A 24,818-nucleotide genomic window follows, 5' to 3' on the forward strand; every position below is an offset into this window, starting at 1 on the left:
GTGATATCGAGCACAGTCAGGACATGACTCGCCAGCCGCAGGATCCCGTGCGTACCGTCATGCCCGCGGATGAGCCGGCGTGCATCGGCGATGCGGCCATGGATGACGTGCGTCGCGAGTCCGTCACCCAGTTGCTGAACCACGCCCAAGGGGGACATTCCGACGCGTGGGATCGCATATACGCGCTGCTCTACCAGGACCTGCATCGCATCGCGCGTTCACAGATCCGGCAGCAGCGGCGCGGGCATTCGCGTTCGCCGACTTCGCTGATCAGCGAAACCTGGCTGCGTCTGGCCAGCGCCGATTTCAGTGTGGAGAACCGGTCCCACCTGGTGGCCCTGATCGCCCGCGCCATGCGCTTCGTCCTGCTCGACGAGGCACGTCGCGCACTGGCGGAAAAGCGCGGAGACGGGGTGGAGGTGTTGACGCTTGACGAAACCAACGAACCCGGGCACCAGGTGCAGCTGGAACAGCTACTGATCCTGGACCAGGCGCTCAACGATCTGGCAACGGTCGACGCGCGCCTGGCGCAGGTGGTTGAACTGCGTTACTTCGGTGGGCTCAGCGAGCAGGAAATCGCCGACGTGCTCAAGGTGACCGAACGCACCGTCAGGCGCGACTGGCGCAAGGCACGTGCGTTCCTGTTCAGCCACCTGGGTGGGGAGGCAGCCGACGACGCGCCACCCGGCGCCTGAGATCGGCGGGGCCGTCCGGGCCGTCAAGCGACAACAGGGGAACGCAGATGATGGCGCGGCGTATCCGGCACACCCCATTTCCGTCGCCCGGACAAGGCTGCCGTGGCCCGGTGGCATCCCCGGTGTCCGCTTGGCACGTTTCGCTGCGAATGTGTTTCATGTTGGCCGGCCGCAGCCCCCTTCGCACCGGCCCGACCCTCGTCCCTGCTTTGCCCCGGGCGGCAATGCCCTGCGCACGATTCCTCGACTCCCCGGCTTCGAACATTTACACCATGTTCCCAAGTAGCGTCCATCGCGATGCCTAACGCCAAAGCCCATGCCTTGGAGTTGTTCGACGAATTCGCGGACATGCCGCATCACCGGCAGTCGCGGGCGCTGGCGCAGTTGAAGCAGGACGATCCTGCGCTGCATGACGCGCTGGTGGAACTGCTGGTGGCGGACGCCGTGGAGCATCCACTGGACGCTCCTCCCTTCGGCGTCCTTTCCGCCAGCGAGCCCGCGGACGCCCTGCTGGACGGCAGCCAGCCGGAATCCCGCCTGGGGACTCAGTTGGGCGCCTGGCGCATCGAACAATTGCTCGATGTGGGAGGCATGGGCACGGTGTACGAAGCACGTCGCGCCGATGGCCACTACCAGCAACGCGTGGCGTTGAAGTGCATCCGCGCGGAGCTGTCCTCGCCCGCGCTCATCGCCGCCTTCCTCAGTGAGCGAAACCACCTGGCGCAGCTGGAACACCCGCATATCGCCACGCTGATCGATGGTGGCGTCGAAGCCAACGGGCTTCCCTGGTTCGCGATGCGCTTTATCGATGGCGTTTCCATCGACCAGTGGTGCGACCAGCGTGAAGCGGGCATCCGGCAGCGCATAAGACTGCTGATCCAGGCCTGCGATGCCTTGGCGTACGCGCACCAGCAGCAGGTGCTGCACCAGGACCTCAAGCCTTCCAATCTGCTGGTGACGCCGCAGGGACATGTTTTCCTCGTCGATTTCGGTCTGTCCGTGACGCTGGGCCACGGCGTATCGAACGCGCCTCGCATCGCCATTTCCAACGGCTACGCCGCACCGGAGGTGCATGCCGGCGCACCCGCCACCGTTGCCGGCGATGTGTACGCGATGGGCGTGGTCATGTACCGATTGCTGTGCGCGGAATGGCCCGCGCCGCTGCACCCCGTGCATGCACGCATCATGCGTCCCGAGACCCCGAGCCCGCGCCATATGGTGGAATTGCTCGAGCATGCGGCCAGCGCGGTGGCGCGCATGCGCGGGCGCGGGAACAACCGTCGACTGGTACGCGAAGTGGCCGGCGACCTGGATGCCATCGCGTGGAAATGCGTGGCCATCGATCCCACCCAGCGCTACCAGAGCGCCACCGAGCTACGCGATGAGCTGCAGCGCTGGCTTCAGCACCGCCCCGTCGCGGCACGGGCGGGCGGCTGGGGCTACCGGACCCAGCGCTTCCTGCGGCGCAACGCGATCACCGCCACGCTGGGAAGTGCGGTCGGACTCTCGTTGCTGGGCGGGCTCGGCGTGGCGACGTGGCAATTCCGGCGAGGCGCCGACGAAAGCGAAGCCGCGCGCCAGATCGGCGACCTGTTCGAGCAGATGCTGGGCACGGCCACGCTGTCGGGCCTCAGCGACACACGTGTTCCCCCCCAGCAGCTGCTGGCCGAAACCGAGGCGCGGCTGCGGTCGCAGTCATTGGAAGGCCAGCCGGCGCTCAAGGCGCGCGCCCTCTCCACGCTGGCCCGCAGTTATGCAGCGATGGGCAACTATCCGCATGCGCTGCGGCTTGCGACCGAGGCCAGCCAGCTCGATTCGGATGACCCGCAGCAGAGTCTGGAGACCAGCGCGACGCTGGCATCGCTGCTCAACCTGCAGGCCCGCCATGCGGAAGCCCGTGATGCGGCACTGGCCGGCATCCAGCAGAACGAGCGACTCGACGGCGACACCGGCCTGGCGGACATCCGTCTGCTCACCGAACTTGCACGCGCGCACTGGGGCCTGTCCGAGCACGACGTCGCACTGGCGACGCTGGCGATGGGATTGCAGGCCGCGCAGTCGCTGCGTGCCGACAGCCTGGCGCAACCCATGGCAGAACTGCTCACCCTGCGCGGCCAATGGCAGGGCCAACGCCTGCAGTTGAAGGAAGCCCAGCACGACCTGCAACGCGCCGTGGCGCTGTCGGAGCAGACGCATCCGTTGGTCGCCGATGCTGCGCGCGAGCAGCTGGTCGAGATCACCTCGCGCCTGGGCCAGCAGGAAAGTGCCATCGCGCTGGCGAGACTCCTGCTTGAGCATCGCCAGCAGCGTCTCGGCAAAGAGCACCCGGATACCGCACGCAGCTGGCGCGTCCTTGCCGAGCAGCACTACCGGTTCAACCAGTACGCAGAGGCGCGGCACGCATTGGGCAATGCCAGCACGCTCCTGATGGCTACCTTCGGCGCAGAACACCCCGAGTACGCCAAGGCACTCGGTCTGCAGGCGCGACTGGCATCCCGCCAGTCGCCCGGAAGCGGCGTGCCGCAGGCACGCGACACCATTGCCTTGCTTGAACGGGCGCTCGGACCTCTCCACGTCCAAACGCTGCAGGCGAAGGAAGATCTGGCCAACCAGCTTTTGGATGCCTTGCCCGCGCACCAGGCCCCTCCCGCCTCCGCGCCCATCAACGAAGCCATCGGCCTGCTGGAAGAAGGCACGCGGGCGGCGCAGCAGCGCAAGCTGCCCATGCCGGAGCGAAAACTGGCGCTGGCGCGCGCCTTGATCCTTCGAAACAGGACCCACGCCGACGGCACCTCCGACCTGCCCGCCGCCGAGAGCATGCTGCAGGAAGCGTTGGTGGAATCACGCCGCTACCTGGGGGCACAGCATCCGACCACCCTGCGCGTGCGCAACGCCCTGATGCAGCTGCGCATGCCGTCGTACGCCCACCCGTAGCCCGACGCCGACCGGCGGCGTCCCCCGTGGCAGGCCGGACGACCGCACCGCACGCAGGTGCAATCCACGCCGAAGCCGCTGCGCCACCCTGTGTCACCACTGTGGGCACCTTCTCGGAGTTCCCATGTCCAGCCCCGATACCGGCTATCCCGCCGGGCGCACCGCGCTGCTGTTCGTCGATCCATACAACGACTTCCTGGCCGAAGGCGGCAAGCTGTGGCCGCTGGTGTCCGAGGTTGCCCGCAGCGTCGACTTGCATGCGCACCTGCGCGCGATCTGTACCACGGTCCGCGAAGCCGGCCTCCCTGTCTTCATCGTACCGCATCATCGCGCGGAGCCCGATGACTTCCGTGGCTGGGACCACCCCACCCCTTACCAGCTGGGCGCCTCGCGGGTGCAGCCCTTCGCCAAAGGCAGCTGGGGCGGCGAATGGCATCCGGAGTTCGCCCCGCAGCCCGGCGACATCGTGGTGAAGGAGCATTGGGGCTCCAGCGGCTTCGCCAACACCGACCTGGACTACCTGCTGAAGCAGCATCGGATCAGCCACCTGATCCTGGTCGGCCTGATCGCCAATACCTGCATCGAGACCACCGCACGCTTCGCCGCCGAACTCGGCTACCACGTCACCCTCGTGCGCGACGCGACCGCGGCGGCGAGTACGGCCGCGATGCACGCGGCGCACGAGATCAATGCACCCACCTTCGCCCACCGCATACTGACCACGGCGGAACTGCTGAAGGCGCTGTGCACGCCTTCGTAACCCGGCGCCCCCCATCGTTCGCCCCGACCTCAAGGAGATCACCATGGAACTTGCTTCTGCCGTCGTGCTTGTCACCGGTGCCAACCGCGGATTGGGCCACGCGCTGGTGGAGGCGTTCCTGCAGGCCGGCGCGGCCAAGGTCTACGCGGGTGCGCGCGATCCCGCCACCGTCACGGCCACGGGCGCAATACCAGTCGCGCTGGACATCACCTCCCCCGACACCATCACGCGCGCCGCGCAGGCGTGTGGTGATGTCAACGTGGTCGTCAACAACGCCGGCATCGCGCGCCGCACCTTCAGCCTGAAAGCAGACACGCTGGCGGACATGCGCGCGGAAATGGATACGAACTACTGGGGGCCGCTGTCGATGGCACAGGCATTCGCGCCCGTGCTTGCGCGCAACGGCGGGGGTGCCCTGGTCAACATCCTGTCGGTGCTCAGTTGGCTCAGCGTGCCTGGCACCGCCGGTTACAGCGCCTCCAAGGCCGCCATGTGGTCGATGACCAACGGCCTGCGCAACGACCTGGCCGCGCAGGGTACGCAGGTCGTCGGTCTGCATGTCGGCTACATGGACACCGACATGACCGCCGGCGTCGACGCACCCAAGGCCAGTCCCGCCGAGGTTGCCCAGCAGGTGGTGGACGCGTTGCGGAACGGTCGTCGTGAAATCCTTGCGGATGCGCTCAGCCAGCAGGTGAAGGCCGGCCTGTCCGCACCCGAGGCGGTCTACCTGCATCCGGCTGGCGAAGCCTGACAGACAGCCGCGTTAGGCCTGACGAGCGCGTGGCTGGCGCAACGCCCACGCGGCGCCAAGCCATGTCTGCAAGGGCGGGCACAGCAGCAGGCCCGCGCTGAACCATCGGGGCCAGTCGTTCCCCAGCATCCGCACCGCCTGCACATGAATCGCCAGCATCACCACGAACAGGAAGACCGCATGCGGGCGCCGTGCGCATGGCGCAAGCTTCACGACCAGCCAGTTCGCGGCCACGCCGGCAATGAGCACCCATGCCAGATCCCATGACAGGCGCTGATCACCGCCGGAAGCAAGCCCGATCGCATCGCCGAGTTGGCCACCCGCCTCGTTCACCAGCGGCACCATGGCCAAGGCGAGCACGAAGGCGACGCAGGATCGCAGCGCGATCACTGCGCCCCGTTTGAAACCGATGCGTCCCCTGTGGGTATCCAAGGCAACCGGCAGCGGCGTCAGAGCTTGCCTTCCGAACCGGTATACGCCGCGCCCTGCACGTTGCCCTGCTCATCGGACAGGCAGGACCACGGCGCATCCGCGCCGGGCACCTGCACGGTGACGCCCACGCCGGCCTCCGCCCACAGCACCTCGGTGGCCGTCAGCGCGGACAGCGCCACGCCGGTCGCCTTGGCCACCGCCGCCAGGCAGGCATCGCGCGCCACCGGATAATCGTCGCCGACCCCTGCAGAGGCAGCAGGCACGGCAGGTGGCGGGGCTGCAGGCGTCGCGGGGGCAGCGGGGCCAGCCGACACAGCGGGTTCCGCCTCGACGGCAGGTGCCGCAGCGACGTCTTCCCGCTTGCCGCAGCCTGCCAGCAGCAAGGACACACTGACCGATACGAGCATGGCAATGGACTTCTTCATGGCGCACATCTCCGGGCGGACGTTGTAGCGCATGCTAGCCGCAGCCCGTTCATCGCGGGTGAAACAACGGGACGCGGCTTCGTTCAGTGCTGCGCGGCGGCGGCGGCGCGCATCTCTTCTTCGGAGGCGGCGCGGTGGCCGTAGCTCAGCACGCGTGTCATGCGCCACGCCTCGCCTTCCCTGCGCCACACCATGACGAACTTCGCCACGCCTTCGCACTGGCCGCTCGCGCGCTGGCAGAAGCGATGCTCGCCTTCCTCCACCGCGCCGAAATCCTTGATGGGGTAGATGCGCAACGTGCCGGGTATGAGCTCACGGCGGACCTTCCCGCAGATGTACTTGCGCGTGCCCTCCACCACGTCCTCGCGGGTCCACGTAACGCCGCCGTTGTCGTGGTAGAACTCCACGTCCGGCACGAAGTAGGTCGCGAACGTCTCCAGGTCGCAACGGTTGTAGGCGTCGAAGACCGTGCGATCCAGGGCAGCCACCGTATCGAACAGCGGGCCGGACGTACCGCTGGCGGCATCCGTGTCCGCGGCGCTGGCTGTAGAAGGCAGCATCAGGCAGGCAAGCAGCAGCGGGGCGGCGATCTTCATGCAGGCGACACCGTGGATGGCAGAGGCCCCAGCTTATCCGAACGCTGCGTGCACCCTCCCCTGCCATGCGGCCACCTGCCGGAGGTCACGGATCACGCCGTGACGGACTGTGCCAGCCAGGTGGCGTAGCGCGTCGGCATCAACCGTGCATCCGCGCCGGGCATCAGTGAGCGATCATCCAGCACCACGCCGAAATAGGGCACCGCGGCGTTGGCCACCACCGCGCTGGCATCATGCTTCGCGCGCAGATAGTCGCCGACGAAATCGGACAAGGGGCGCGACTCCGGGCCTGCCACCTCGCGGATGCCGTTGACCGGTGCGGCCAGCGCCGCTTCAGCCACCGCCGCGGCCACGTCTTGCGCGGCCATCGGCTGCATGGGGGCGGTCGACAGGTGCACGGCGCCATCCCGCATGCCCGCCTGCGCGATGGCGCCCATGAACTCGAAGAACTGCGTCGCACGCAGGAGGGTGTAAGGCACCGGTGAGGCCTGGATCAGCGCCTCCTGCGCCAGCTTGGCGCGGAAGTAGCCGCTGCCCGGCAATCGCTCGGTGCCCACTACCGACAGCGCCACGTGGTGCTTTACGCCCGCGGCGATTTCCGCGGCCGACAGATGGCGACCCGCGGCCTGGAAGAAATCCATCGCCGCCTGGTCCTCGAACGAGGGTGCGTTCGCCACATCCACCACCACCGCAGCGCCGACAAGTGCATCGGCCAGTCCTTCGCCGGTGACGGCATTGACGCCGGTGGAGGGTGCGCCTGCCACCACCTCATGTCCCTGCGCGCGCAGCGTGCCGACCACCTTGCTGCCGATCAGTCCGGTACCGCCGATGACCACGATCTTCATGTCCCGCTCCTGTGCTGGGGAAGTCGCACGCGACGCGCCGTGCCCCGCTGCTGCATGCCAGGACGGGCCAGGGCGCACGGGCGTGACAGCCGGGGCCGGGGCACCTCCCCCTGCCGCGTCGGTTTGCCGGCGCCATGGCACGGGCGCACACGTGGGATGCGGAGTGCATCGCATTCCGTGTCACGGTCTACTGGTAGCAGGGCGGCCGGAACACGGCCGCCTGCCACCAGCAACGGAATTTGCGACCGCGTTGGCACACGTCGCACCCCGGGGAATCGCTAGCATGGCGGCCACGGGCCACCGTCAGGCCCTGATTTCCGTGCAAGGAGCACGCATGAACACATCCGCGATCACCGGCCTGGCCGGCACCTGGCAGCTGCTGCCGGACCAGTGCGACTACCAGTTGGGCAGGCCGCCACGCAGCGCCCGCTACCGGCTGGGCTACGACGCCGACGGCACGTTGTCGATCGCCTCGGAGTGGGTCAGTGCCAATGGGCAGCGCTATCGCGTCGCATTCGACGGACCTGTCGACGGCAAGCCGCACGCGTACCACAGCACGCCGCTGGTGGATGCGCTGAGTTTCGAATCCGTGTCGCCCACGCAGCTGCATTCGGCCACCTGGCACGAGGGTCGGCAGGTGCAGTGGTCCGAGCGCGAGCTGGTCGATCAGGACACCCTGGTCATCCGCATGCACGGCCACCTGAGCAACGGGCGCCCATACACCAACGTGGGTGTGTACCGCCGCCAGGCGGCCTGAAGACAGGGCATCACGCCCACGGGTTCTCCACACCCCCTACCTGCTGGCGGCTTCTACCCGGAATGGCAGGTTGGCGTAGGCCGCGTGGCCTTGGCCATCGTGGACTTCCACGAACAGGCGATAGTTGCCCGGCGTGCCCGGCGCGTTGAAGCGCAGGCCGCCTTTTCCGTCTTCCTGCATGCGCACCCGCACGCGTGGCGGCACGTCTTCGCGATCGCCGCCGATCGTCTTGGCCACACTCTCGTGCAATACCGTCCAGCGGTAACGCAGGGCATCGCCGTCGCTGTCTTCGGCATCGGCCTGCGCCAGGTATGACGCCCCCGGTTGCAGCGTGATGCTGTCGGCCGCCCGGCGACCGTCCAGCGTGAGCGGCGTGATGGAAGGCGCGCGGTTGGCGGGCCAGCGTCCGGTCCAGACATACTCCATGGCATCCACGGCGGGCGTGCTTTCGCCACCCGGCAGGAACAGGCCGTACCACGTCGGCGTGCGCTCCTGCTTGTTGCCCCAGAGGAACACGTACGAGCCCAGGCCCTGCACGGTATCGCGCGCGATCACCTGTTCGTAGCGCTGTTGCAGCAACTGCGCCTTGCGTGAGGCATCGTCCTCGATGGGCGCCTGCCATGCCGTCAACGGACTTTCCCAGTGCCCGGTCGGACCCCATTCGGTCACGATGTACGGACCGGTCCATCGGCTGGCGCGCAGCTTGTCCGGCAGCGCCCCGATGTCGCCATACAGCTGGATGCCGATCAGGTCCAGCGATCCGGCACGCGTCTTCAGCAGGTCGATCAGCTTCGCGTCGAATCCCGCCACCGTGGTCATCACCGGATGGTGGGGGTCGACTTCGTGGATCGTGTCGGCGATCTGCCCGACGGCATTCCAAACCTTTGGGTTGGAATACTCCAGGTTGAGCTCGTTGCCCACCACCCACATCAGCACGGCGGGATGATCCTGGTAGAGCTGCACTTCGGCGCGGATGCGCTGCAGCTGGCGGGCGACCGCCGCGTCATCGTCGTAGTCGAAGCCGTGGCGTTCGTTGCCCACCTCGATGCCCATTGCCACCTTCAGACCGTTGCGCTGTGCACGGTCCAGCATCCCACGCACTTTCACGTGATCCGTGCCCGTGCTCCAGGTGCGGAAGGAGTTGCCGCCACGCGCAGCGAGTTCTTCCTGGCTGCCGCTCGCCAGCCCGGCCCCCTTCACATGAAAAGGCTTCCCGTCCACTAGCAGGCGGTAGCGACCATCCTGCTGCTCGATGCTTACCTGCGAAGGTCCAGTCTTGGCGGATGATTGCGCGGACACCAAGGGCGACAAGCAGCACAGCGACAACATCAGGACCAGCGAGCGAACGGACATGCGGAGAGAAGTCCTGCGAGAGTGGACACCCATGCCCGCCGAATCCTGCACGAGCCGCTGCATCATGCCATGTGGCAAGGTGCACCGTGATCGGGCACGACGCCCCGTTGTCGCCCGCGGATTACACTTGCACGCTCACCGTCGCTGCACACCCGGGGCAGCGCCCTCTTCATCGCCCTTCCAGGAAACGTCATGCGGAAAGCAAGGACACGATCGGCGCAGGTCGCGGCATTGGCGCTCTGCCTCGTCTTGGTGGGCCAGCATGCATCGGCCCAGGACAGCCGCGATGCCGACACACGCGCGCCGCAGCTCGATGCGTTGTCGCCGGAAGTGAAACAGGAGATCAACCAGTTGGCCCAGGGCCTCACTCGTGTCCAGCAGGAGGATGTGCCCCTGGCTTGCGGCAAGGCCGTGGAGAACGCCCGCTGGGGCGTGGAAACCATGCTGGAAGTGGGCGAGCGCAACATGCAGGGCGGCTATCTGGCGCGCGCGGATTACGAAGCCACGGCCAAGCCACTCAATGCGCTGCTCGCCCAGTTGACGCTGGCGGACTGCGAGTCCGCCACTGGCACGCGCCGCGATTTCTACCAGTGCATGTCCAGTGACTACAACCATGTCTATGCCTGCGGCAAGGCGCACCCGTTCGAGCACTGATGCACGCCTTCCGCATTGACCATTGACGATGCGGGCGGCACCCTGTCGGCATGTGGATGATGAACCTGCCCGCTTCCATCACCGTGTCGCCCACGCCGCAGATGGCGCGCATCGTGGCGACGCCCACTTGGTTGCCGGACTGGATGCGCCACTGGACGGAAGTCGCCGTGCCCATGGCCGAAGCGCTGGTGATCCTGCTGGCAGCCTGGCTTCTGCGGCGCGTGCTGCGCGGTGTGCTGCATCGTTTGGGCGATCGCTACCGCCTGCCGGCCGAAGTGACCATAAGTGCGCGCCGCCTGACCGGCGTGATCATCTACGCCTCGGCCGGCATGCTGGCGCTGGGGCGTCTAGGCGTGTCCAGCAGCGTGCTGTGGACCGCCCTGACCGGCTTCACCGCGGTGGCCGCAGTTGCCTTCTTCGCCGCCTGGAGCGTGCTGTCCAACATCTTCTGCAGCGTGCTGATCCTGACCACGCGCCCGTTCCGCGTACACGACCACATCGAACTGCTGGAGAACGGCGACAAACCCGGCCTGCGCGGGCGCGTGATCGACATCAACCTGCTGTACACCACGCTGCTGGAGGATGACGCACGTGGTGACACCGTGCTGCAGATCCCCAACAGCCAGTTTTTCCAGCGCACGACCCGCCGCTGGCGGTCGGGCGCACCGCCGACTGGCTCGGCGCCGGAGTAGCTGCGTCCCGTCCAGCCCGTGACCCGGGCCTTCGTCCTGCTGTGCTATCTTCCCGCCGACGATCCCAAAGGAGAACGCGTATGCGCATTGCCTCCCTGTCGCTGATCGCATCATCGCTCCTCCGCACCCGTCTGGCGCTACTCCTGCTGCTGGCCCTGGCCGCCGTGCTCATCGGGCTGCCGGCTGTCGCGCAGACGCTTCCGAAGGCCACCGTCTCCAAATCCGCCACCCAGCTGCCCGGCGCGCGCTATGCCTGGGTCGCCATGCCGCCCCGCCTGGCTGCCGAGTCCGACGCACGCGTGCAGGATGCGTCGTTCCGCAAGCAGTTGCAGGCGGCCCTGGACAAGGCGCTGCAGGCCAAGGGATATCGCCTGGTGCCTGCGTCACAGGCGGACGTCCTGGTGGCCTATCGGGTTGGCATCCGCGATCTCGAGCAACAGCTGGTCAGGGAACAGCCGGCCTCGGCGACGCCGCAGTCCGCGATGGCCTGCACGGCGGATGGATGCTCGCAACTGGTGATCCGCAGTGATGCGGGCACGCCGGTGCTCAGTCCGCGCGTCAAGCACGAGACCGAAGGCGGCCTGCAGGTAGAGGTGCTCGAGCCGCGCGAGATCCGCGTGGTGTGGCGCGCCACCCAGCGCGGCGCGGTCAAACGCGGTGCAGTAACGCAGGCACGGCTGGATGCGCTGGCCCGCAATGTGCTGGCGGAATTGCCTGCCGCGAAATAGTCGGGCGCGCGACGGAGGACGGCAGTCCCCGGCGCAGCGTCGGGCACAATGGGGCCTGCCCGTTCCCTGCACAGAGACATGCCACGATGATGCGAGTCCGCTGCCTGCTGCCGTGCCTGCTGGTCGGCCTGTGGCTATCCGATGCCAGCGCGCAACCGAAGGCGCCACGCACCTACGAGCGCGCCATCGCCGCAGGCTACAAGGCCTTGACCCTGTGCAGCGGAATATTCAACGCCGGCCGCGATGAGGCGCAGCTCGCGACCCTTGAACTGAAGGGCATCTATCCGGAGTACGACACCTTGGTGCCGCTGCTCACTGCGACGGTGGACCGCGAACGCAAGCGCGTGTCGGTGCCATTCGACGATGCGCAACCGCCGCGCATCGCGACGTGGCGCCCCCATGTGGGCTGCACGCAACTTCCCATCGGCGCAGGCACGGAAGCGATCAACACGCTGCCGCGGTTCGACGCTACCGCACCTGCGCTGGACGACAGGCCCTGGCCGCTGGGGGACCGCAACGCAACGGGGCGCTTGAAGGGCGACCGTCGTGCTTTCGACGACGTGGTGAAGAACGCGTTCGACGGCAACCATTTCGGCGAAGGCAGCCAGACCACCGGCGTCATCGTCCTGCAGCACGGGCGCATCGTCGGCGAGCGCTATCGCGATGGTTTCGGCCCGCATGTCTCGCAGCGCACCTGGTCCGTGGCCAAGAGCCTGGCGGGCACGCTGGTGGGCATTGCCTCGGGCGAAGGCAGGATCGATCCCGCCCGCCCTGCCGCGCTCGCGGCCTGGCAGGCCCCCGGCGATCCGCGCGCGGCCATCACCACCGACCAGCTGTTGCGAATGGCCAGTGGCCTGACCAGCACCACGGCCGGCAACCGGACCGATGCACTCTACTTCGGCGGCGCCACCGTCGACCAGGAAGCGACCAGCTGGCCGCTGCTTGCATTGCCCGGCACGACGTACCGTTACGCCAACAACGACACCGTGCTCGCGGTGCGCGCACTGCGCGAACGCATCGGCGACGACGCCCAGGCACTTGCGTATCCCTTCACCGCGTTGCTGTGGAAGATCGGCATGACGCGCACGGTTCCCGAGACCGATTGGCGCGGCAACTACATCCTGTCCAGCCAAGTGTGGACCACCGCGCGCGACCTGGCGCGCTGGGGGCTGCTTTACCAGGATGACGGTGTTTTCCAGGGACAGCGCATCCTTCCGGAAGGCTGGGTGAAGTACGCCACCACGCCGGCCGGCCCGCAGCCGCCCACTGGCGAGTTCGGTTACGGTGCCACGCTGTGGCTGCTCGCGAAGTCGCGGGGCGTTCCGGCCGATGCCTTCGGCGCGTTCGGCAACCGTGGCCAGTTCGTCATCGTGGTGCCCAGTCGCCAGGTCGTCATCGTCCGGCGCGGCGAAGATCCTGCCGGCGCGCGCTTCGATATCGCCCGCTTCACCGCCGGGATACTGGCAACGCTGGACTGAGCGCCGCGTATCTCAGGTGCGGGCGGCGCAGGCCACGATGGCAGGCCGTACCGATGACTGCGCGGTGCGACGCGCCCAGAGGTAAATCAGCAGACCCGCCAACGCCATCGCTGCGCCGACGTAACCGGTCGATGTCCAGCCGTATCCGGCGGTGATGGCCATGCCGCCAAGCCAGGGACCCAAGGCATTGGCCGTGTTGAATGCGGCGTGGTGCGACGCGGCCGCGAGCGTCTGCGCTTCGCCTGCCACGTCCATCAGGTGCGACTGCAGGATCGGCCCCAGCGCGCCCATCAGGCCGATGGCCACCGTGGCCAGCAGGATCGTCGGCAAGCTGTGCGCCATCATCGGGAACAGCAGCAGCACGACGATGGCCCACGCGAGCACCACCCACGCCCCACGCAACTTCATGCGGTCGAACAGCCAACCTCCGGCGAAGTTGCCGATCACGCCACCCACGCCGAAGCCAGCCAGCCCCAGCGGAATCCACGCGGCCGGGACACGCGTCACTTCCAGCATGGTCGGCGCCAGATAGCTGAAGACCGAGAACATGCCCGCGAATCCGATCGCACCGATGCCCAATGCCTGCCAGACCGGCAGGCGATTGAACGCCCGAAGTTCATCCAGCGGTTTCGCCTTCGCGCCATCCACACCCGCCGGCAGCCAGACCATCAACAGCAGCGCCGTGATGACCGCGATCAGGGCGACGGCCGCATAGATCCATCGCCAGTCGACCACCTGGCCCAGCCAGGTCGCCAGCGGATTGCCGATCAGGATCGCCAGGGTCAGGCCCAGCATCACCAGGCTGACGGCGCGCCCACGCTTGTCCGGCGGGCTGATCGCCACGGCCGTCAACGCGGCCACGCCGAAGTACGCGCCATGCGGCAAGCCGGCGATGAAGCGGAACACCAGCAGGCTGCCGTAGTCTGGCCCCAGCGCGCTGGCCAGGTTGCCCAGCGCGTAGAACGCCATCAACGCCAGCAGCAACGTCTTGCGCTTCCAACCCGCACCGATGATCGCCAGCAACGGCGCGCCCACCACCACGCCCAGCGCATACGCGCTGATCAGGTGGCCGACCTGCGGCTCGGTTACGCCCAGCGAGGCCACCATGTTGGGCATCAGCCCCATGCTGGCGAACTCGCTGGTACCGATGGCAAAGCCACCCAGCGTCAACGCGAACAGGATCAACCCGACCTGGCGCGCGGTCAGTTCGGGGACAAGGGAAGGATCAGGGGGCGAAACGGAAACAGACGTCATGCCCCATTATGCTGCGTTGCAGCAGCGGGGTCGATCCCGCTGCTGGAACGCTGCATTGACCCTGCGCCCCGCAAGGACGCGCAGGGTTCCTTGCAGAATCAGCGCGTCTGCACGCAGTTCTGCAGCCACAGCACGCGCTTGAAGTCGTCATAGCGCAGGAACTGTCCCTTGAACGTCACCTTGTCGCCCTTGCGGAACGTCAGCACGTTGGCCAGCTGGTTGGGGCGGAACAGGCAGGCAACGCCCACGCGGGGCTCGCTGTCGCCCGGCACCTGGATCAGCACCTTGCTCTGGTCGGGAATCTCGAACGAGACGTTGTATTCCTCGCCGTCCTCCTGGACGTAGTCCACGCGGCCGCGCAGCGCATAGTTGCGGCCCTTGTGGCGCGCGGTGACGGCCACGGCGTTGCCCTTGGCTTCGCGCGCGATCTCGCGTGAGAACACGTACACGTCCTTGACCGTGACGTCGGCGTTGTTCTGTGTCTTGGCACCCTGTGCCGCGGCGGCACGGCCTTCCTTGCCCCCCTTCAGCTTGGCGAACAGCGTGCACATGTAGGGGCGCATCGCGTCGGCCTTGGCCATCTGGCCCTTCTCGGTCTTGACCGTCATCTGCACGGTTGCATCCTTGCCACTGGCACTGACGTTGATCAGCGTGGGAATCGCGCGCGTGGTGCCGGTGGAGCGCTGCTCGACCAGCATGGTGCCGGTTTCCGCATCCTCGGTGATCACGTCCATCTTTTCGGCGATCATGATGCCGCGCACCTGACCGAGCGCATCGGCGACGGACAGGTCCTTGACGGTGACGCGGCTGGAGAAGTCCGTGCCGGAGAAGATACTGCCGGACTTGCTGAAATTGTCTTCGCATTCGCCTGCCCAGGCAGTGGGTGCGGCGCCCGCCAGGACAAGGGTGAGCGCGGCAAGAAGCTTATGGGTCATGTGATCCTCACGTATGGAATGAATGCCGGGGTGGGTACGACGGCCGGTGCATCCCGCCCGCGCCAGACCCGATCCCCGCTGCATTCTGGCAATCACCAGCGCCCGCCACAAGCGATCCACCGCTTGTTTGGGATGACACCGCGACACCCGTCGCCGCGCAAGAATTTCACATCACCGTGGTACGCGGGATGCATGCCGTCGAACGAATGCCACACGGGCGGACACCTGTCATGGCCGGTGTGGCAGCGTCGCGCCGACGCTCTCCTGCACGGCTTCGAGACGCTGCCTTCCACCTTCGGCGTTCACACGCCATGGGGTTCCCGCTTCATACAGCGCAGCCTGTGGCAGCTGCCCGGCGTGATGGATGCCCAGCCGCAACAGCATGCCGTCCTGCTCCAGCACGATGTCGGGCACCAAGCTGTGGCCGATCGCCACGCGCTTCACTTCGAAACGCGCGAGCACGTGTTGCAGGTGCGCGAGGGGGTCGGCCTCCTCGACATGTTTCGGATCTTCGGCCAACGCCATGCCGCGGTACCACGTCACGCCGCTGCGTCCCAGCACCGGACGCGCCTGTCCGGGCAGCGATTTCACCTCGACATCCAGATGGCGACGCGCCACGGCGTTGGCGGCGGCGATGTCGAGCCGCGTGTCCATGAACACCTGGCTGACGCCGCCGTGCACGAACAGGTGATCGCCCACCCGCGCGATCACCGGCTTGCTGCGCAGCCACGCACCCAGCACGCTGTCGTGCGCGAACAGACGGTGGTGGCCATCCTCACCCAAGGCCCGGGCGGTGGCGACCAGGTGGCGTGGCCAGTACTTGGTGCGGCCGGCAATACCGAGCTGCTCGTGGTTCCCCAACACATAGTGCAGGCGACCGCCCGCACGCACCGCCTCATCATCCAGGCGGTAGATCAGCCACAACAGCGGCACCATCTGTTTGCCACGGTCGACGAAGTCGCCGACCAGCACCACCTGCCCGTCGCCATACGACCAGTGCATGCTTTCGTCGATGACGCCCTGCGATCGCATCAACGCGACGAACTTGTCGAACTCACCCTCCATGTCCGACACCATCAGCAGGCGTGATGGATTTCCGGGGTGGTCGCCGTTGACTGGCGGGGGTGTCGGACGCAGCGTGACGTCGAAGCGCGTCCGGGCCGGGTTGTCCACCTGCACGGTCAGCGCGGGGAACGGGGTGGCCGGCAGGTGACGTGTCTGCAACCGCCAGGCCCCGCCTCCCGGCACGGTATCGACGATGTCATAACCGGCGGCCGTAGTGAACACGTGCGGACCATCCAGCGCGAGCGCCGGCTTCTCAAGCACCTGGAAACGCGCGCGTTCCTCGTCCCAGCCGAATGCGATGTTGCCGTACGAATCCCTGATGCGATAGCCGCCGAACACCGCCGCAGCCAGCAGCGTCAGCAGTGACACCAGCAGAAACACGCCTGTTCGTTTTAGCCACGTGCGCATGCGCCCTCCTGTTCGCGCCACCGTAGCAGACGATGGGCAGGGCCATGGATCCGGACGTTACCCCGGGGCCGTCCAGCCCGCATCGGTGCGCGTCAGACGCGCTGCACCGTCAGCACGGTCGTGGTGCCCTGGTTGTCACTGCATTGCGTGACGGCCAATACCTGCGCATCGCCATCGAACACGCTGCCGGTATTGCGTAGTTCGACCGTGTCGCCCGGCATGGCAGTCAGCCAGCCCGGCACGCTTACCTCGCCACGCATGACGGACCGTTCCGTAGACCCGGAAAGCGTTTCACGCGCGATGCCTTCGGCCTGCTCGCTCAACGCCAGGGCACTGATCTGGCTACCGAAGGAGAGTCGGACGCGCGCGCGGCTGGCGAAGTCCGCCACTTCCGTGGTGCCCTCGCAGGCGATCCACACCTGCGGCGCGCTCCCTTCCATCACCTGCAGGCCGCGACGGTTGACCACGCCGGTGAACAGCGACCGGGGTTGTCCGTCGTCGCCCGCATCCGCGATGTCCACGCCCGTGCCCAGGGGAATCGTACTCAAGGCGAGGGTCAGGTCGCCGCTCTCCTGTTCCGCGAGCGAATGCACGAACGACAGCTTCGCGTGCGGCCTGGCGCCGTCATGGTGCTCGCAGGTCAGCAACACCAGCGACGCCCGCAGGTGCGGATAGTCGACGCCGCCCACGTGCAGGCGAAGTCGGCGATGGAACAGGCTGGCATCGATCAGGGAGGGCATGGGAATCGCAGGCGTCGGTGGAAGGGCGCGCGCTCTGGCAGACCGGTGGGGGGGGGCGCGCCCATGCCAGCCGCAGGGCGACGCCGCTCTGCTTGAAGCGCGCGTGGCGGGATCGAACCGTTCCCGGAGACGGGATCAACCGACCCGTGCCGTTCGCGTATCACCTGCAGACGCTCACGGTAATAGAGCGCGTCGGCGGCCACCTTCGGCGGGTTCTCGGCCAGCCAGTCCTGGGCTTCGCGCAGGAGCGCGGCCTTGTCCGCATCGGGGGCCTCCAGCGCGGTGTCCACGCGGTCCAGCTGCAGGATGACGTCTTCACGGGTGGGTTGGGTCATGGCGCTTCCTCAGTGGGTAGGCGCCCATCGTAGGCAGCGGAATGTGTGGCCGGCGTCATGGCGCTGGCCGCCACGCGCATCGAACAGGCGTTAGCCGCCCTGCCCCAGCCGCCACGGATGGCTGTAGATGACATGCCTGCCCGGGCGCACGAACCCGGCAAGCGTCAGCCCGCAACGCTGCGCCAGGTCCATGGCCAGCGCGGTGGGTGCCGAAATCGCGGCCAGCAATGGGAAACCGGCGATTGCCGCCTTGCTGACCATTTCGTAGCTGGCGCGGCTGGTGATCACGGCGAAACCGTCACGGGTGTCGATATCTTGCCGCTGCAGCGCACCGATCAGCTTGTCCAGCGCATTGTGGCGCCCCACGTCCTCCCGCACCTCCACCAGGCGGCCGTCTGCGCGTGCCCACGCAGCCGCGTGGTGCGCCCCGGTCGCGGCGTTCAATGGCTGGCGACGCTGCAATTCCTGCAATGCCCCCTCGAGTGCCGTCACGTCGATGACTGTTCCCCCGCCGACCGGTGCGGGCTGCCTGAGCACGTCCTCCAGCATCCGGTTGCCGCAGAGGCCGCAGCCACTGCGGCCGGGCAGCGCGCGATCCGCGCGTGACGCCACCTCGACCGGCAGCGGATGGCGCGTCCGGATATCCAGTCGAATGCCTTCCAGCAAGGGCTGCGTATCAACCGCGAGGATCTCGCCAGGCATCACGCCCACTTCGGTCAGCGAGAACCCGGAAGCGAAATCGTCCAGGTCACCGGGCGACAGCATCATCACCGCGAACGGCTCGCCGTTGTAATGCACGGCCACTGGCACTTCCTCGGCCAGCCGGTCCTGCGCCTCGGTCGCCTTGCCCTCCGTGACCTGGATGACGGCACGGTGTGCCAGGCCGCTGGCGGTCGCGTCGCTATGGGCTGCCATCGCCCGCATCATCGCGCAGGGCGCTCACGGTCACCGGAATCGACTTGTAAGCGGGCGTGCCCGATGCCGGATCGTGGCTGTCCAGGGGCACCAGGCGATTGCCTTCCGGGTAGTACATGGCCGCCGAGCCGCGCGGCAGGTCATACGCGACCGCGATGAAGCCGCGCACGCGGCGCGCCGGCGCATCGCGGCCCGTCGGCATGCATGAGACAACATCGATGCGATCGCCGTGGACGATGCCACGCGCCTGCATGTCATCGGCATTCATGAACACCACGTCGCGCCGACCACGGATGCCGCGGTAGCGGTCGTCGAACCCGTAGATGGTGGTGTTGTACTGGTCGTGCGAACGGATCGTCGTCAGGGTCAGTTGGTCCGCACGCGCGTTGTCCGGATCCTCGTTGAGCCCGGGTGCCACCAGGAAACGCGCTTTCCTGCCCGGCCCGCCCCAGTCGCGCTGCGATGCGCCCACGTACAGGCGGAAGCCGCCGGGTTCGCGCACGCGCCGGTTGAAATCCTTGAAGAGCGGGAACACCGCTTCGATGTCGTCACGGATGCGGTCGTAGTCGGCCACCAGGCCCTGCCAGTCCACCTTCGTGTGTGGCAGCGTGGCCATTGCCATGCCGGCGACGATGGCGGGTTCGGACAGCAGGTGCTCCGATGCCGGCGTAAGTCCCCCTTGCGAGGCATGCACCATCGACATCGAATCCTCCACCGTCACCGACTGCAGCCCGCCCGCCTGCACGTCGCGCTCGGTGCGGCCCAGGCAAGGCAGCAGGAAGGCCTGTCGCGCCGGGATCAGGTGCGAGCGATTCAACTTGGTGGCGATGTGCACCGCCAGATCGAGGTTGCGCATCGCCGGCAGCGTGGTCTCCGGGTCGGACATCGCCACCGCCAGGTTGCCGCCCAGGCAGACCAGCGCCTTCGACCGGCCATCGCGGATCGCACGCACGGCCTCGACGGCGTCGTGGCCGTGCGTCAACGGAAACTCGAATCCGTATTTCCGTTTGATCGCATCGACCAGCGCCTCGGTCGGCTTCTCGGTGATGCCGACGGTGCGATCACCCTGCACGTTGGAGTGGCCGCGGATCGGCGCGATGCCCGCACCCTGACGGCCGATGTTCCCGCGCAACAGCATCAGGTTGGCCATCTGCTGTACGTTCTGCACGCCGAAGCGATGCTGCGTCATGCCCATGCCGTAGCACAGGATCACGCGGTCCGCAGCGGCGTAGATGCGTGCGGCGGCCTCGATGTCCTCGCGCGGCAGGCCCGACTTCTCCACCACGTCCTCCCACCGCGTGCGCGCCAGGTCTTCGCGCAGTGCGTCCAGGCCTTCGGTGTGTTCGGCGATGAAGGCATGGTCCAGCACGCCGGCGCCACCCGCGGCGAGGTCGGCGGCATCGGCCTCCAGCAGCCATTTCATCATGCCTTTCAGCAGCGCCAAGTCACCGCCGATCTTCACCTGGTAGTACGTCTGCGCGATCGGCGTGGACGTATTGGTGAGCATCTCCGCGGCATGCTGCGGCGAGGTGAAGCGCTCCAGGCCGCGCTCGCGCAGCGGGTTCACCGCGACGATGGGGACGCCGCGCCGCGACACCTCGCGCAGCGTGCCCAGCATGCGCGGATGATTGGTGCCCGGATTGTGGCCGAAGCTGAAAAGCGCATCGCAATGGTCGAAGTCGTCCAGCGTCACCGTGCCCTTGCCGACGCCGATGGAATCGGGCAGTCCCACGCTGGTGGCTTCGTGGCACATGTTGGAGCAGTCGGGGAAATTGTTGGTGCCGTACTCGCGCACCATCAGCTGGTACAGGAACGCAGCCTCGTTGGAGGTACGGCCCGACGTGTAGAACTCCGCCATATCCGGGTGTGGCAGCGCGCGCAGGACATCGCCGATGCGCGCGAAGGCGTCATCCCAGCTGATGGGCTGGTAACGGTCGGTCGCCGCGTCGTAGGCCATCGGATGGGTCAGCCTGCCTTCGGCTTCCAGCGCATGGTCGCTCCACTCCCACAGTTCCGACAGCGTGTGCGCGGCGAACAGGGCCGGCGTGGCGCGCTTGCCGGTGGCTTCCCACGTCACTGCCTTGGCGCCGTTCTCGCAGAATTCGAAGGAAGACGTGTGCCGCGGATCCGGCCATGCACAACCCGGGCAATCGAAACCCGCCGGCTGGTTGACCCGGCGCAGCGCCGCGGTTTCGCGACCCACCGCCATCTGGCCCTTCACCGCACGCGCCACCGCTGCCAACGCACCCCATCCACCCGCCGCACCGTCGTACTCATCGACCCCGGGAATCTTGCGCTCGCTCATCGGGATCTCCTGCGACATGCCTGGCGATGGTGGCAGGTGACGAGGATACTCCACGGCCTGCATGTCGGGCCCGAGCGTGCTCAACGGTCATCGAGCTGGCGGCCACGGGAGCAGTCGCCCGGCATCGGGACACCGCGCTGTTCGCAGGCGATGCCTGAAGGCCGCGTCACGCCGCCCTGGGATCAGGCGGCGTGCTCCGCCTGCTGCTGCAGGATCTGCCGCACTTCATCCAGCGATGGCATCGCGGCAAACGCACCCTTGCGCGTCACCGCCAGGGCACCGACGGCGGCACCGAAGCGGATGGCATCCTCCATGTCGCCGGGATTCTGGCAGAAGGCGGCGAAACCCCGCCCATCACCACCGCGCTCACCCAGGCGGAACAGCAGTCCACCGACGAAGGCATCACCGGCCGCCGTTGTGTCGCGTACCTCGACGCGGAAGCCCTGCACCTGCCCGGAGGCCCGACGGGTGAACCACCGGATCGGCGCTGCGCCGTCGGTGATGATCAACCAGTGCGCAGCGCCGCCGAGGATGCGGCTCCGCACGGCGGCCTCGCCTTCGGCGCCACCACCCAGCGGCTGCGCCAGGTAATCGAGTTCTTCCTGCGACAGCTTTACGAGGTCTGCCGCCAGCAAGGCCTGCCACAGGCGCGGCGTCGGATCCACGTCGGCGGGCCACAGGGCGGGCCGCAGGTTGAGGTCCAGGCTGACCATGGCACCGGCACCGCGTGCGCGTGCCATGCCGTCGAGGGTCGCCTCGGCGATGGCCGCTTCCGTCAGGCTGTTGGAACAGACGTGGAAACTGCCGGTGCCACCGAAGCAGGCCGGCAGGAAGTGCGCGCTGCGGAACAGCAGGTCCGCGGCGGGCGGGCGGTAGAAGCTGAAGCTGCGCTCGCCCTGTTCGTCCAGCGCGACGAAGGCCAACGCGGTCTTGGCGGCGCTGGTGCGCACGATGCAGTCGGTGGCGACACCGGCGGAGATGAAACTCTGCAGCAGGAAGTCACCGAACATGTCGTGGCCCAGCATGCCGGCGAAATGCGTATCGGCACCGAGCCGTGCGGCGGCCACGGCCACGTTAGCCGGCGCGCCGCCGGCGTACTGGAGGAACGCGCGCGGCGTGTCGGGTGTGGCCGGAGGCTGCGCCAGCAGATCGATCAGGGCTTCGCCGAAACAGACGATCTTCGACATTTTCCTACGCTCCCTGCGCCTGCGTGGCCCGTGCCGGGTAGGAACCCGACAGGCCGTAGAACACGATGTAGCCGTAACACAACAGCGGCAGCAGGAATGACCCCTGCACGCCGATGGCATCGGCGAGCAGGCCCTGCAGGTAAGGCACCACCGCACCGCCCACGATGGCCATGATCAGCAGGCTGGACGCCTTGTTGGTCAGCGGCCCCAGACGCTCGATGCTGAGCGCGAAGATGGTCGGGAACATGATCGAGTTGAACAGGCCCACCGCCACCACGCTATAGAGCGAGAGCTTTCCGCTGCCCAGCAGCGTCGCCGCCAACAGCGCCACGTTGACCACGGCGAAGAGGGCCAGCAGTTTGCGGGGCGGGAACCGGACCATGATCGCCGAACCGGCGAAGCGCCCGACCATCGCTAGGGTCCAGTACGCCGCCACGTAGCGCGATGCCTCCTGTTCGCTGAAACCACCGATGGCCGGCATCGACAGGTAATTGACCAGGAAGCTGCCGATGGCCACTTCCGCACCGACATAGAAGAAGATGGCCAACACGCCGAACCGCACGTGGCGATGGCGCAGCACGTCACCCAGCGTATGCCGGACAGGACCGGCCTGCCCGGTGGTCTCGCTCAGCGCGGGCAGGCGGAACAGGAACACGAACAAGGCCAGCAGGAACAGCACCACCGCCAGCCCGACATAGGGCCCCTGTACCGCCTGCGCTTCCTGCGCGCGGTAGGCGGCCTGTTCGGCAACCGGCAACACCGCGATCTGTTCGGCGCTCTTCACCGTGTTGCCGAGGATCAGCATGCCGCCGGCCAGAGGCGCGATGGCGGTGCCCAGTGAGTTCAACGCCTGCGCGAGCGTCAGGCGGCTGGAACTTGTCTGCTCCGGACCCAACAGCGCCACATAGGGATTGGCCGCCACCTGCAGCACGGTGATGCCGGTGGCCAGCACGAACAGCGCGCCCAGGAAGGCTTCGTACACGCGCAGTTCCGCCGCCGGCCAGAAGCCCAGTGCGCCCACACCGGCGATAGCCAGGCCCGCGACGATGCCTTTCTTGTAGCCCAGGTGCGCGACCAGTCGACCCGCCGGCAGCGACATCAGGAAGTACGCGCCGAAGAAGGTGAACTGCACCAGCATCGCGCGCGCGAAGTTCAGTTCGAACACCGCCTTCAGGTGCGGGATCAGGATGTCGTTCAGGCAGGTCAGGAAACCCCACATGAAGAAGATCGTGGTCACCACGGCCAAGGCCGCGCGTGGCGTGACCGCCGAGGCGGACCGGTGGGTGGTCACGGATGGCGGGGATGATGCGATCGGCATGCGGTCGTGGACCTCAACGGGTGGATGAGAAAAGCGGAAGGAGAAGCGTCATGCGCGCGGCACGCCGCTGCTTTCGCGGATGCACAGGCGCACCGGTGCGATCACGCGCGTGGGCGCGGCATCGGGATCGGCCACGCGCTGCAGCAACAGGCGTGCCGCCTGCCGGCCGCGCTCGCGCGGATCGACCGACAGCGTGGTCAGCGGCGGCGTGGTCATCGCCGCTTCCGGAATGTCGTCGAAGCCTGTCACGGCGAAGCCCCGCCCGGGCTGGATGCCGCGCGAAGCCAGGCCCAGCATCAGGCCCAGCGCCACCGTGTCGTTGTAGCAGACCGCGGCCGTGGGGCTGGCGCGTTCGCCGAACAGCGCACCGGTGCGCGTGGCCGCTTCCAGCCGGTTGGGTGCCGACTCGATCAGCCATTGCGGCTCCACCGGCAAGCCGGCCGCCGCCATCGCCTGTGCGAAACCGGCGCGGCGTTGCCGGCACGAGCTGGAGTCGGCATGCCCGCCGAAGAAAGCGATGCGGCGATGGCCCAGGCCGATCAGGTGTTCGGCGGCCATGCGTGCGCCGCGTTCGTTGTCCAGCGCCAGGAAATCCCATGCGTCCGCACCTGCCAGTTCGCGGTTGAACAGCAGCACGTGGCTGCGCGCGTCCAGCACGGTGCGCAGTTCGGCGGCATCGCTGCCTTCGGCCGGCGACAGGATCACGCCGGCAGGCGTGTGCTCCATCAGTGATGCCAGCACTGCTTGCTGGCGCTGCGGCGATTCGCCGGTGCTGCCCAGCAGGGTGACGTAGCCCTGTCCGCCCAGCGCCTCGTCCACGCCCGCGGCGAATTCCGCGAAGAACGGGTTGGACAGATCGTTGATCACCAGCGCCACGCTGGACGAGGTGCGCCTGCGCAGGTTGGCCGCGCCGCGGTTGTACACGTAGCGCTGGCGCTTGAGTTCGGCCTCGACCCGGGCACGCGTATCGGCATGCACCAGGGGGCTGCCCCGCAGCACCAGCGAGACGGTCGCGCGCGAGACGCCGATGGCGTTGGCGATATCGGTGACCGTGACCACGCGCTGGCTGTCGCGCTTGCGCTCCAGCGCGGGTGCTTTTGCTTCGCGGGTCTTTTTCGCCGCCTTGCCCGGCGGCTTGGCGGTCCGCGACGTGCCGGGCTTGGCCTTGCCGGTGGCGCTGGCGCGAGGAGGACGCTTCTGGCTCATCTGGATCGATCCATTCCCGTGAAGGCGCCCAGCGTAAACCATTGCGC

25 protein-coding genes are annotated in these 24,818 nt (G+C 67.6%); 10 read left to right on the forward strand and 15 right to left on the reverse strand.

Translation table 11 applies throughout. From position 1 onward, the window contains the following. The first annotated feature begins 23 nt into the window (after positions 1-23). The 4 genes from OVA13_RS11095 (at position 24) to OVA13_RS11110 (ending at position 5,143) form a co-directional block, all read left to right on the forward strand. Complete coding sequence (locus tag OVA13_RS11095; protein WP_267790540.1) at positions 24-695, forward strand: ECF-type sigma factor; 672 nt, start codon at positions 24-26, stop codon at positions 693-695. Between the two features lie 297 nt (positions 696-992). Continuing rightward, the gene (locus tag OVA13_RS11100) at positions 993-3,629 is read left to right on the forward strand and encodes a serine/threonine-protein kinase (RefSeq protein WP_267790541.1); all 2,637 of its coding nucleotides are present in this window, start codon (positions 993-995) and stop codon (positions 3,627-3,629) included. A 124-nt stretch (positions 3,630-3,753) separates the two neighbouring features. Then, positions 3,754-4,389 (forward strand): cysteine hydrolase family protein, encoded by a 636-nt coding sequence (locus OVA13_RS11105; protein ID WP_267790542.1) that lies wholly within the window; start codon positions 3,754-3,756, stop codon positions 4,387-4,389. Positions 4,390-4,432: 43 nt separating this feature from the next. Continuing rightward, positions 4,433-5,143, forward strand: coding sequence for an SDR family oxidoreductase (locus OVA13_RS11110; protein ID WP_267790543.1), 711 nt, complete (start codon positions 4,433-4,435; stop codon positions 5,141-5,143). Between the two features lie 12 nt (positions 5,144-5,155). On the opposite strand, the gene OVA13_RS11115 is transcribed toward OVA13_RS11110, so the two are convergent. From OVA13_RS11115 to OVA13_RS11130, 4 genes are all read right to left on the reverse strand, one after another. After that, positions 5,156-5,575 carry a hypothetical protein gene (locus tag OVA13_RS11115; protein ID WP_267790544.1) on the reverse strand — a complete coding sequence of 140 codons (420 nt, stop codon included), beginning with the start codon at positions 5,573-5,575 and terminating at the stop codon, positions 5,156-5,158. A 17-nt stretch (positions 5,576-5,592) separates the two neighbouring features. Further along, the gene (locus tag OVA13_RS11120) at positions 5,593-6,000 is read right to left on the reverse strand and encodes a hypothetical protein (protein WP_267790545.1); all 408 of its coding nucleotides are present in this window, start codon (positions 5,998-6,000) and stop codon (positions 5,593-5,595) included. An 83-nt stretch (positions 6,001-6,083) separates the two neighbouring features. Continuing rightward, entirely contained in the window at positions 6,084-6,596 is a 513-nt protein-coding gene (locus tag OVA13_RS11125; RefSeq protein ID WP_267790546.1) for a nuclear transport factor 2 family protein, read from the reverse strand. A gap of 92 nt (positions 6,597-6,688) precedes the next feature. After that, on the reverse strand, positions 6,689-7,441 hold the full coding sequence (locus OVA13_RS11130; RefSeq protein WP_267790547.1) for an SDR family oxidoreductase: 753 nt from the start codon (positions 7,439-7,441) through the stop codon (positions 6,689-6,691). A 334-nt stretch (positions 7,442-7,775) separates the two neighbouring features. On the opposite strand from OVA13_RS11130, the gene OVA13_RS11135 reads away from it, so the two are divergent. Further along, entirely contained in the window at positions 7,776-8,198 is a 423-nt protein-coding gene (locus tag OVA13_RS11135; protein WP_267790548.1) for a hypothetical protein, read from the forward strand. Positions 8,199-8,234: 36 nt separating this feature from the next. Here OVA13_RS11135 and OVA13_RS11140 read toward each other — a convergent pair whose 3' ends face one another. Then, on the reverse strand, positions 8,235-9,551 hold the full coding sequence (locus OVA13_RS11140; RefSeq protein WP_324288201.1) for a glycoside hydrolase family 2 TIM barrel-domain containing protein: 1,317 nt from the start codon (positions 9,549-9,551) through the stop codon (positions 8,235-8,237). A gap of 192 nt (positions 9,552-9,743) precedes the next feature. Between OVA13_RS11140 and OVA13_RS11145 the strand changes: the two genes are divergently transcribed. From OVA13_RS11145 to OVA13_RS11160, 4 genes are all read left to right on the forward strand, one after another. Beyond that, positions 9,744-10,205: a hypothetical protein gene (locus OVA13_RS11145; RefSeq protein ID WP_267790549.1), complete on the forward strand. Its 462-nt coding sequence runs from the start codon at positions 9,744-9,746 to the stop codon at positions 10,203-10,205. A gap of 101 nt (positions 10,206-10,306) precedes the next feature. Then, the gene (locus OVA13_RS11150) at positions 10,307-10,897 is read left to right on the forward strand and encodes a mechanosensitive ion channel family protein (RefSeq protein ID WP_267793515.1); all 591 of its coding nucleotides are present in this window, start codon (positions 10,307-10,309) and stop codon (positions 10,895-10,897) included. A gap of 80 nt (positions 10,898-10,977) precedes the next feature. Continuing rightward, positions 10,978-11,625, forward strand: a complete 648-nt coding sequence (locus OVA13_RS11155; protein ID WP_267790550.1) for a DUF4136 domain-containing protein — start codon at positions 10,978-10,980, stop codon at positions 11,623-11,625. Between the two features lie 86 nt (positions 11,626-11,711). Next, positions 11,712-13,103 carry a serine hydrolase domain-containing protein gene (locus OVA13_RS11160; RefSeq protein ID WP_267790551.1) on the forward strand — a complete coding sequence of 464 codons (1,392 nt, stop codon included), beginning with the start codon at positions 11,712-11,714 and terminating at the stop codon, positions 13,101-13,103. Positions 13,104-13,115: 12 nt separating this feature from the next. Here the strand turns inward: OVA13_RS11160 and OVA13_RS11165 are convergent, their stop codons facing one another. From OVA13_RS11165 to fucP, 9 genes are all read right to left on the reverse strand, one after another. Continuing rightward, on the reverse strand, positions 13,116-14,357 hold the full coding sequence (locus OVA13_RS11165; protein ID WP_267790552.1) for an MFS transporter: 1,242 nt from the start codon (positions 14,355-14,357) through the stop codon (positions 13,116-13,118). Between the two features lie 98 nt (positions 14,358-14,455). Beyond that, positions 14,456-15,292, reverse strand: a complete 837-nt coding sequence (locus OVA13_RS11170; protein WP_267790553.1) for a hypothetical protein — start codon at positions 15,290-15,292, stop codon at positions 14,456-14,458. A 228-nt stretch (positions 15,293-15,520) separates the two neighbouring features. Beyond that, positions 15,521-16,738 (reverse strand): metallophosphoesterase, encoded by a 1,218-nt coding sequence (locus tag OVA13_RS11175; protein ID WP_267790554.1) that lies wholly within the window; start codon positions 16,736-16,738, stop codon positions 15,521-15,523. Between the two features lie 119 nt (positions 16,739-16,857). Next, entirely contained in the window at positions 16,858-17,505 is a 648-nt protein-coding gene (locus tag OVA13_RS11180; protein WP_267790555.1) for a hypothetical protein, read from the reverse strand. After that, a complete protein-coding gene (locus OVA13_RS11185) occupies positions 17,493-17,840 on the reverse strand; it encodes a hypothetical protein (protein ID WP_267790556.1) in 348 nt (115 codons plus the stop codon). The genes OVA13_RS11180 and OVA13_RS11185 overlap by 13 nt, the downstream gene beginning before the upstream one ends. A 90-nt stretch (positions 17,841-17,930) precedes the next feature. Continuing rightward, positions 17,931-18,755: a formate dehydrogenase accessory sulfurtransferase FdhD gene (gene fdhD / locus OVA13_RS11190; protein WP_267790557.1), complete on the reverse strand. Its 825-nt coding sequence runs from the start codon at positions 18,753-18,755 to the stop codon at positions 17,931-17,933. Further along, positions 18,742-21,060, reverse strand: a complete 2,319-nt coding sequence (locus tag OVA13_RS11195; protein ID WP_267790558.1) for an FdhF/YdeP family oxidoreductase — start codon at positions 21,058-21,060, stop codon at positions 18,742-18,744. The genes fdhD and OVA13_RS11195 overlap by 14 nt, the downstream gene beginning before the upstream one ends. A 182-nt stretch (positions 21,061-21,242) precedes the next feature. After that, positions 21,243-22,247 (reverse strand): carbohydrate kinase family protein, encoded by a 1,005-nt coding sequence (locus tag OVA13_RS11200; protein ID WP_267790559.1) that lies wholly within the window; start codon positions 22,245-22,247, stop codon positions 21,243-21,245. A 4-nt stretch (positions 22,248-22,251) separates the two neighbouring features. Continuing rightward, positions 22,252-23,475, reverse strand: a complete 1,224-nt coding sequence (gene fucP, locus OVA13_RS11205) for an L-fucose:H+ symporter permease (RefSeq protein WP_324288286.1) — start codon at positions 23,473-23,475, stop codon at positions 22,252-22,254. Between fucP and OVA13_RS11210 the strand changes: the two genes are divergently transcribed. After that, entirely contained in the window at positions 23,465-23,593 is a 129-nt protein-coding gene (locus tag OVA13_RS11210; RefSeq protein ID WP_267790561.1) for a hypothetical protein, read from the forward strand. The genes fucP and OVA13_RS11210 overlap by 11 nt on opposite strands. 20 nt (positions 23,594-23,613) lie before the next feature. Here OVA13_RS11210 and OVA13_RS11215 read toward each other — a convergent pair whose 3' ends face one another. Then, positions 23,614-24,771, reverse strand: coding sequence for a LacI family DNA-binding transcriptional regulator (locus OVA13_RS11215; protein ID WP_267790562.1), 1,158 nt, complete (start codon positions 24,769-24,771; stop codon positions 23,614-23,616). Between the last annotated feature and the right edge of the window lie 47 nt (positions 24,772-24,818).

The sequence above is a fragment of the Pseudoxanthomonas sp. SL93 genome (assembly GCF_026625825.1).
Classification (GTDB): domain Bacteria; phylum Pseudomonadota; class Gammaproteobacteria; order Xanthomonadales; family Xanthomonadaceae; genus Pseudoxanthomonas_A.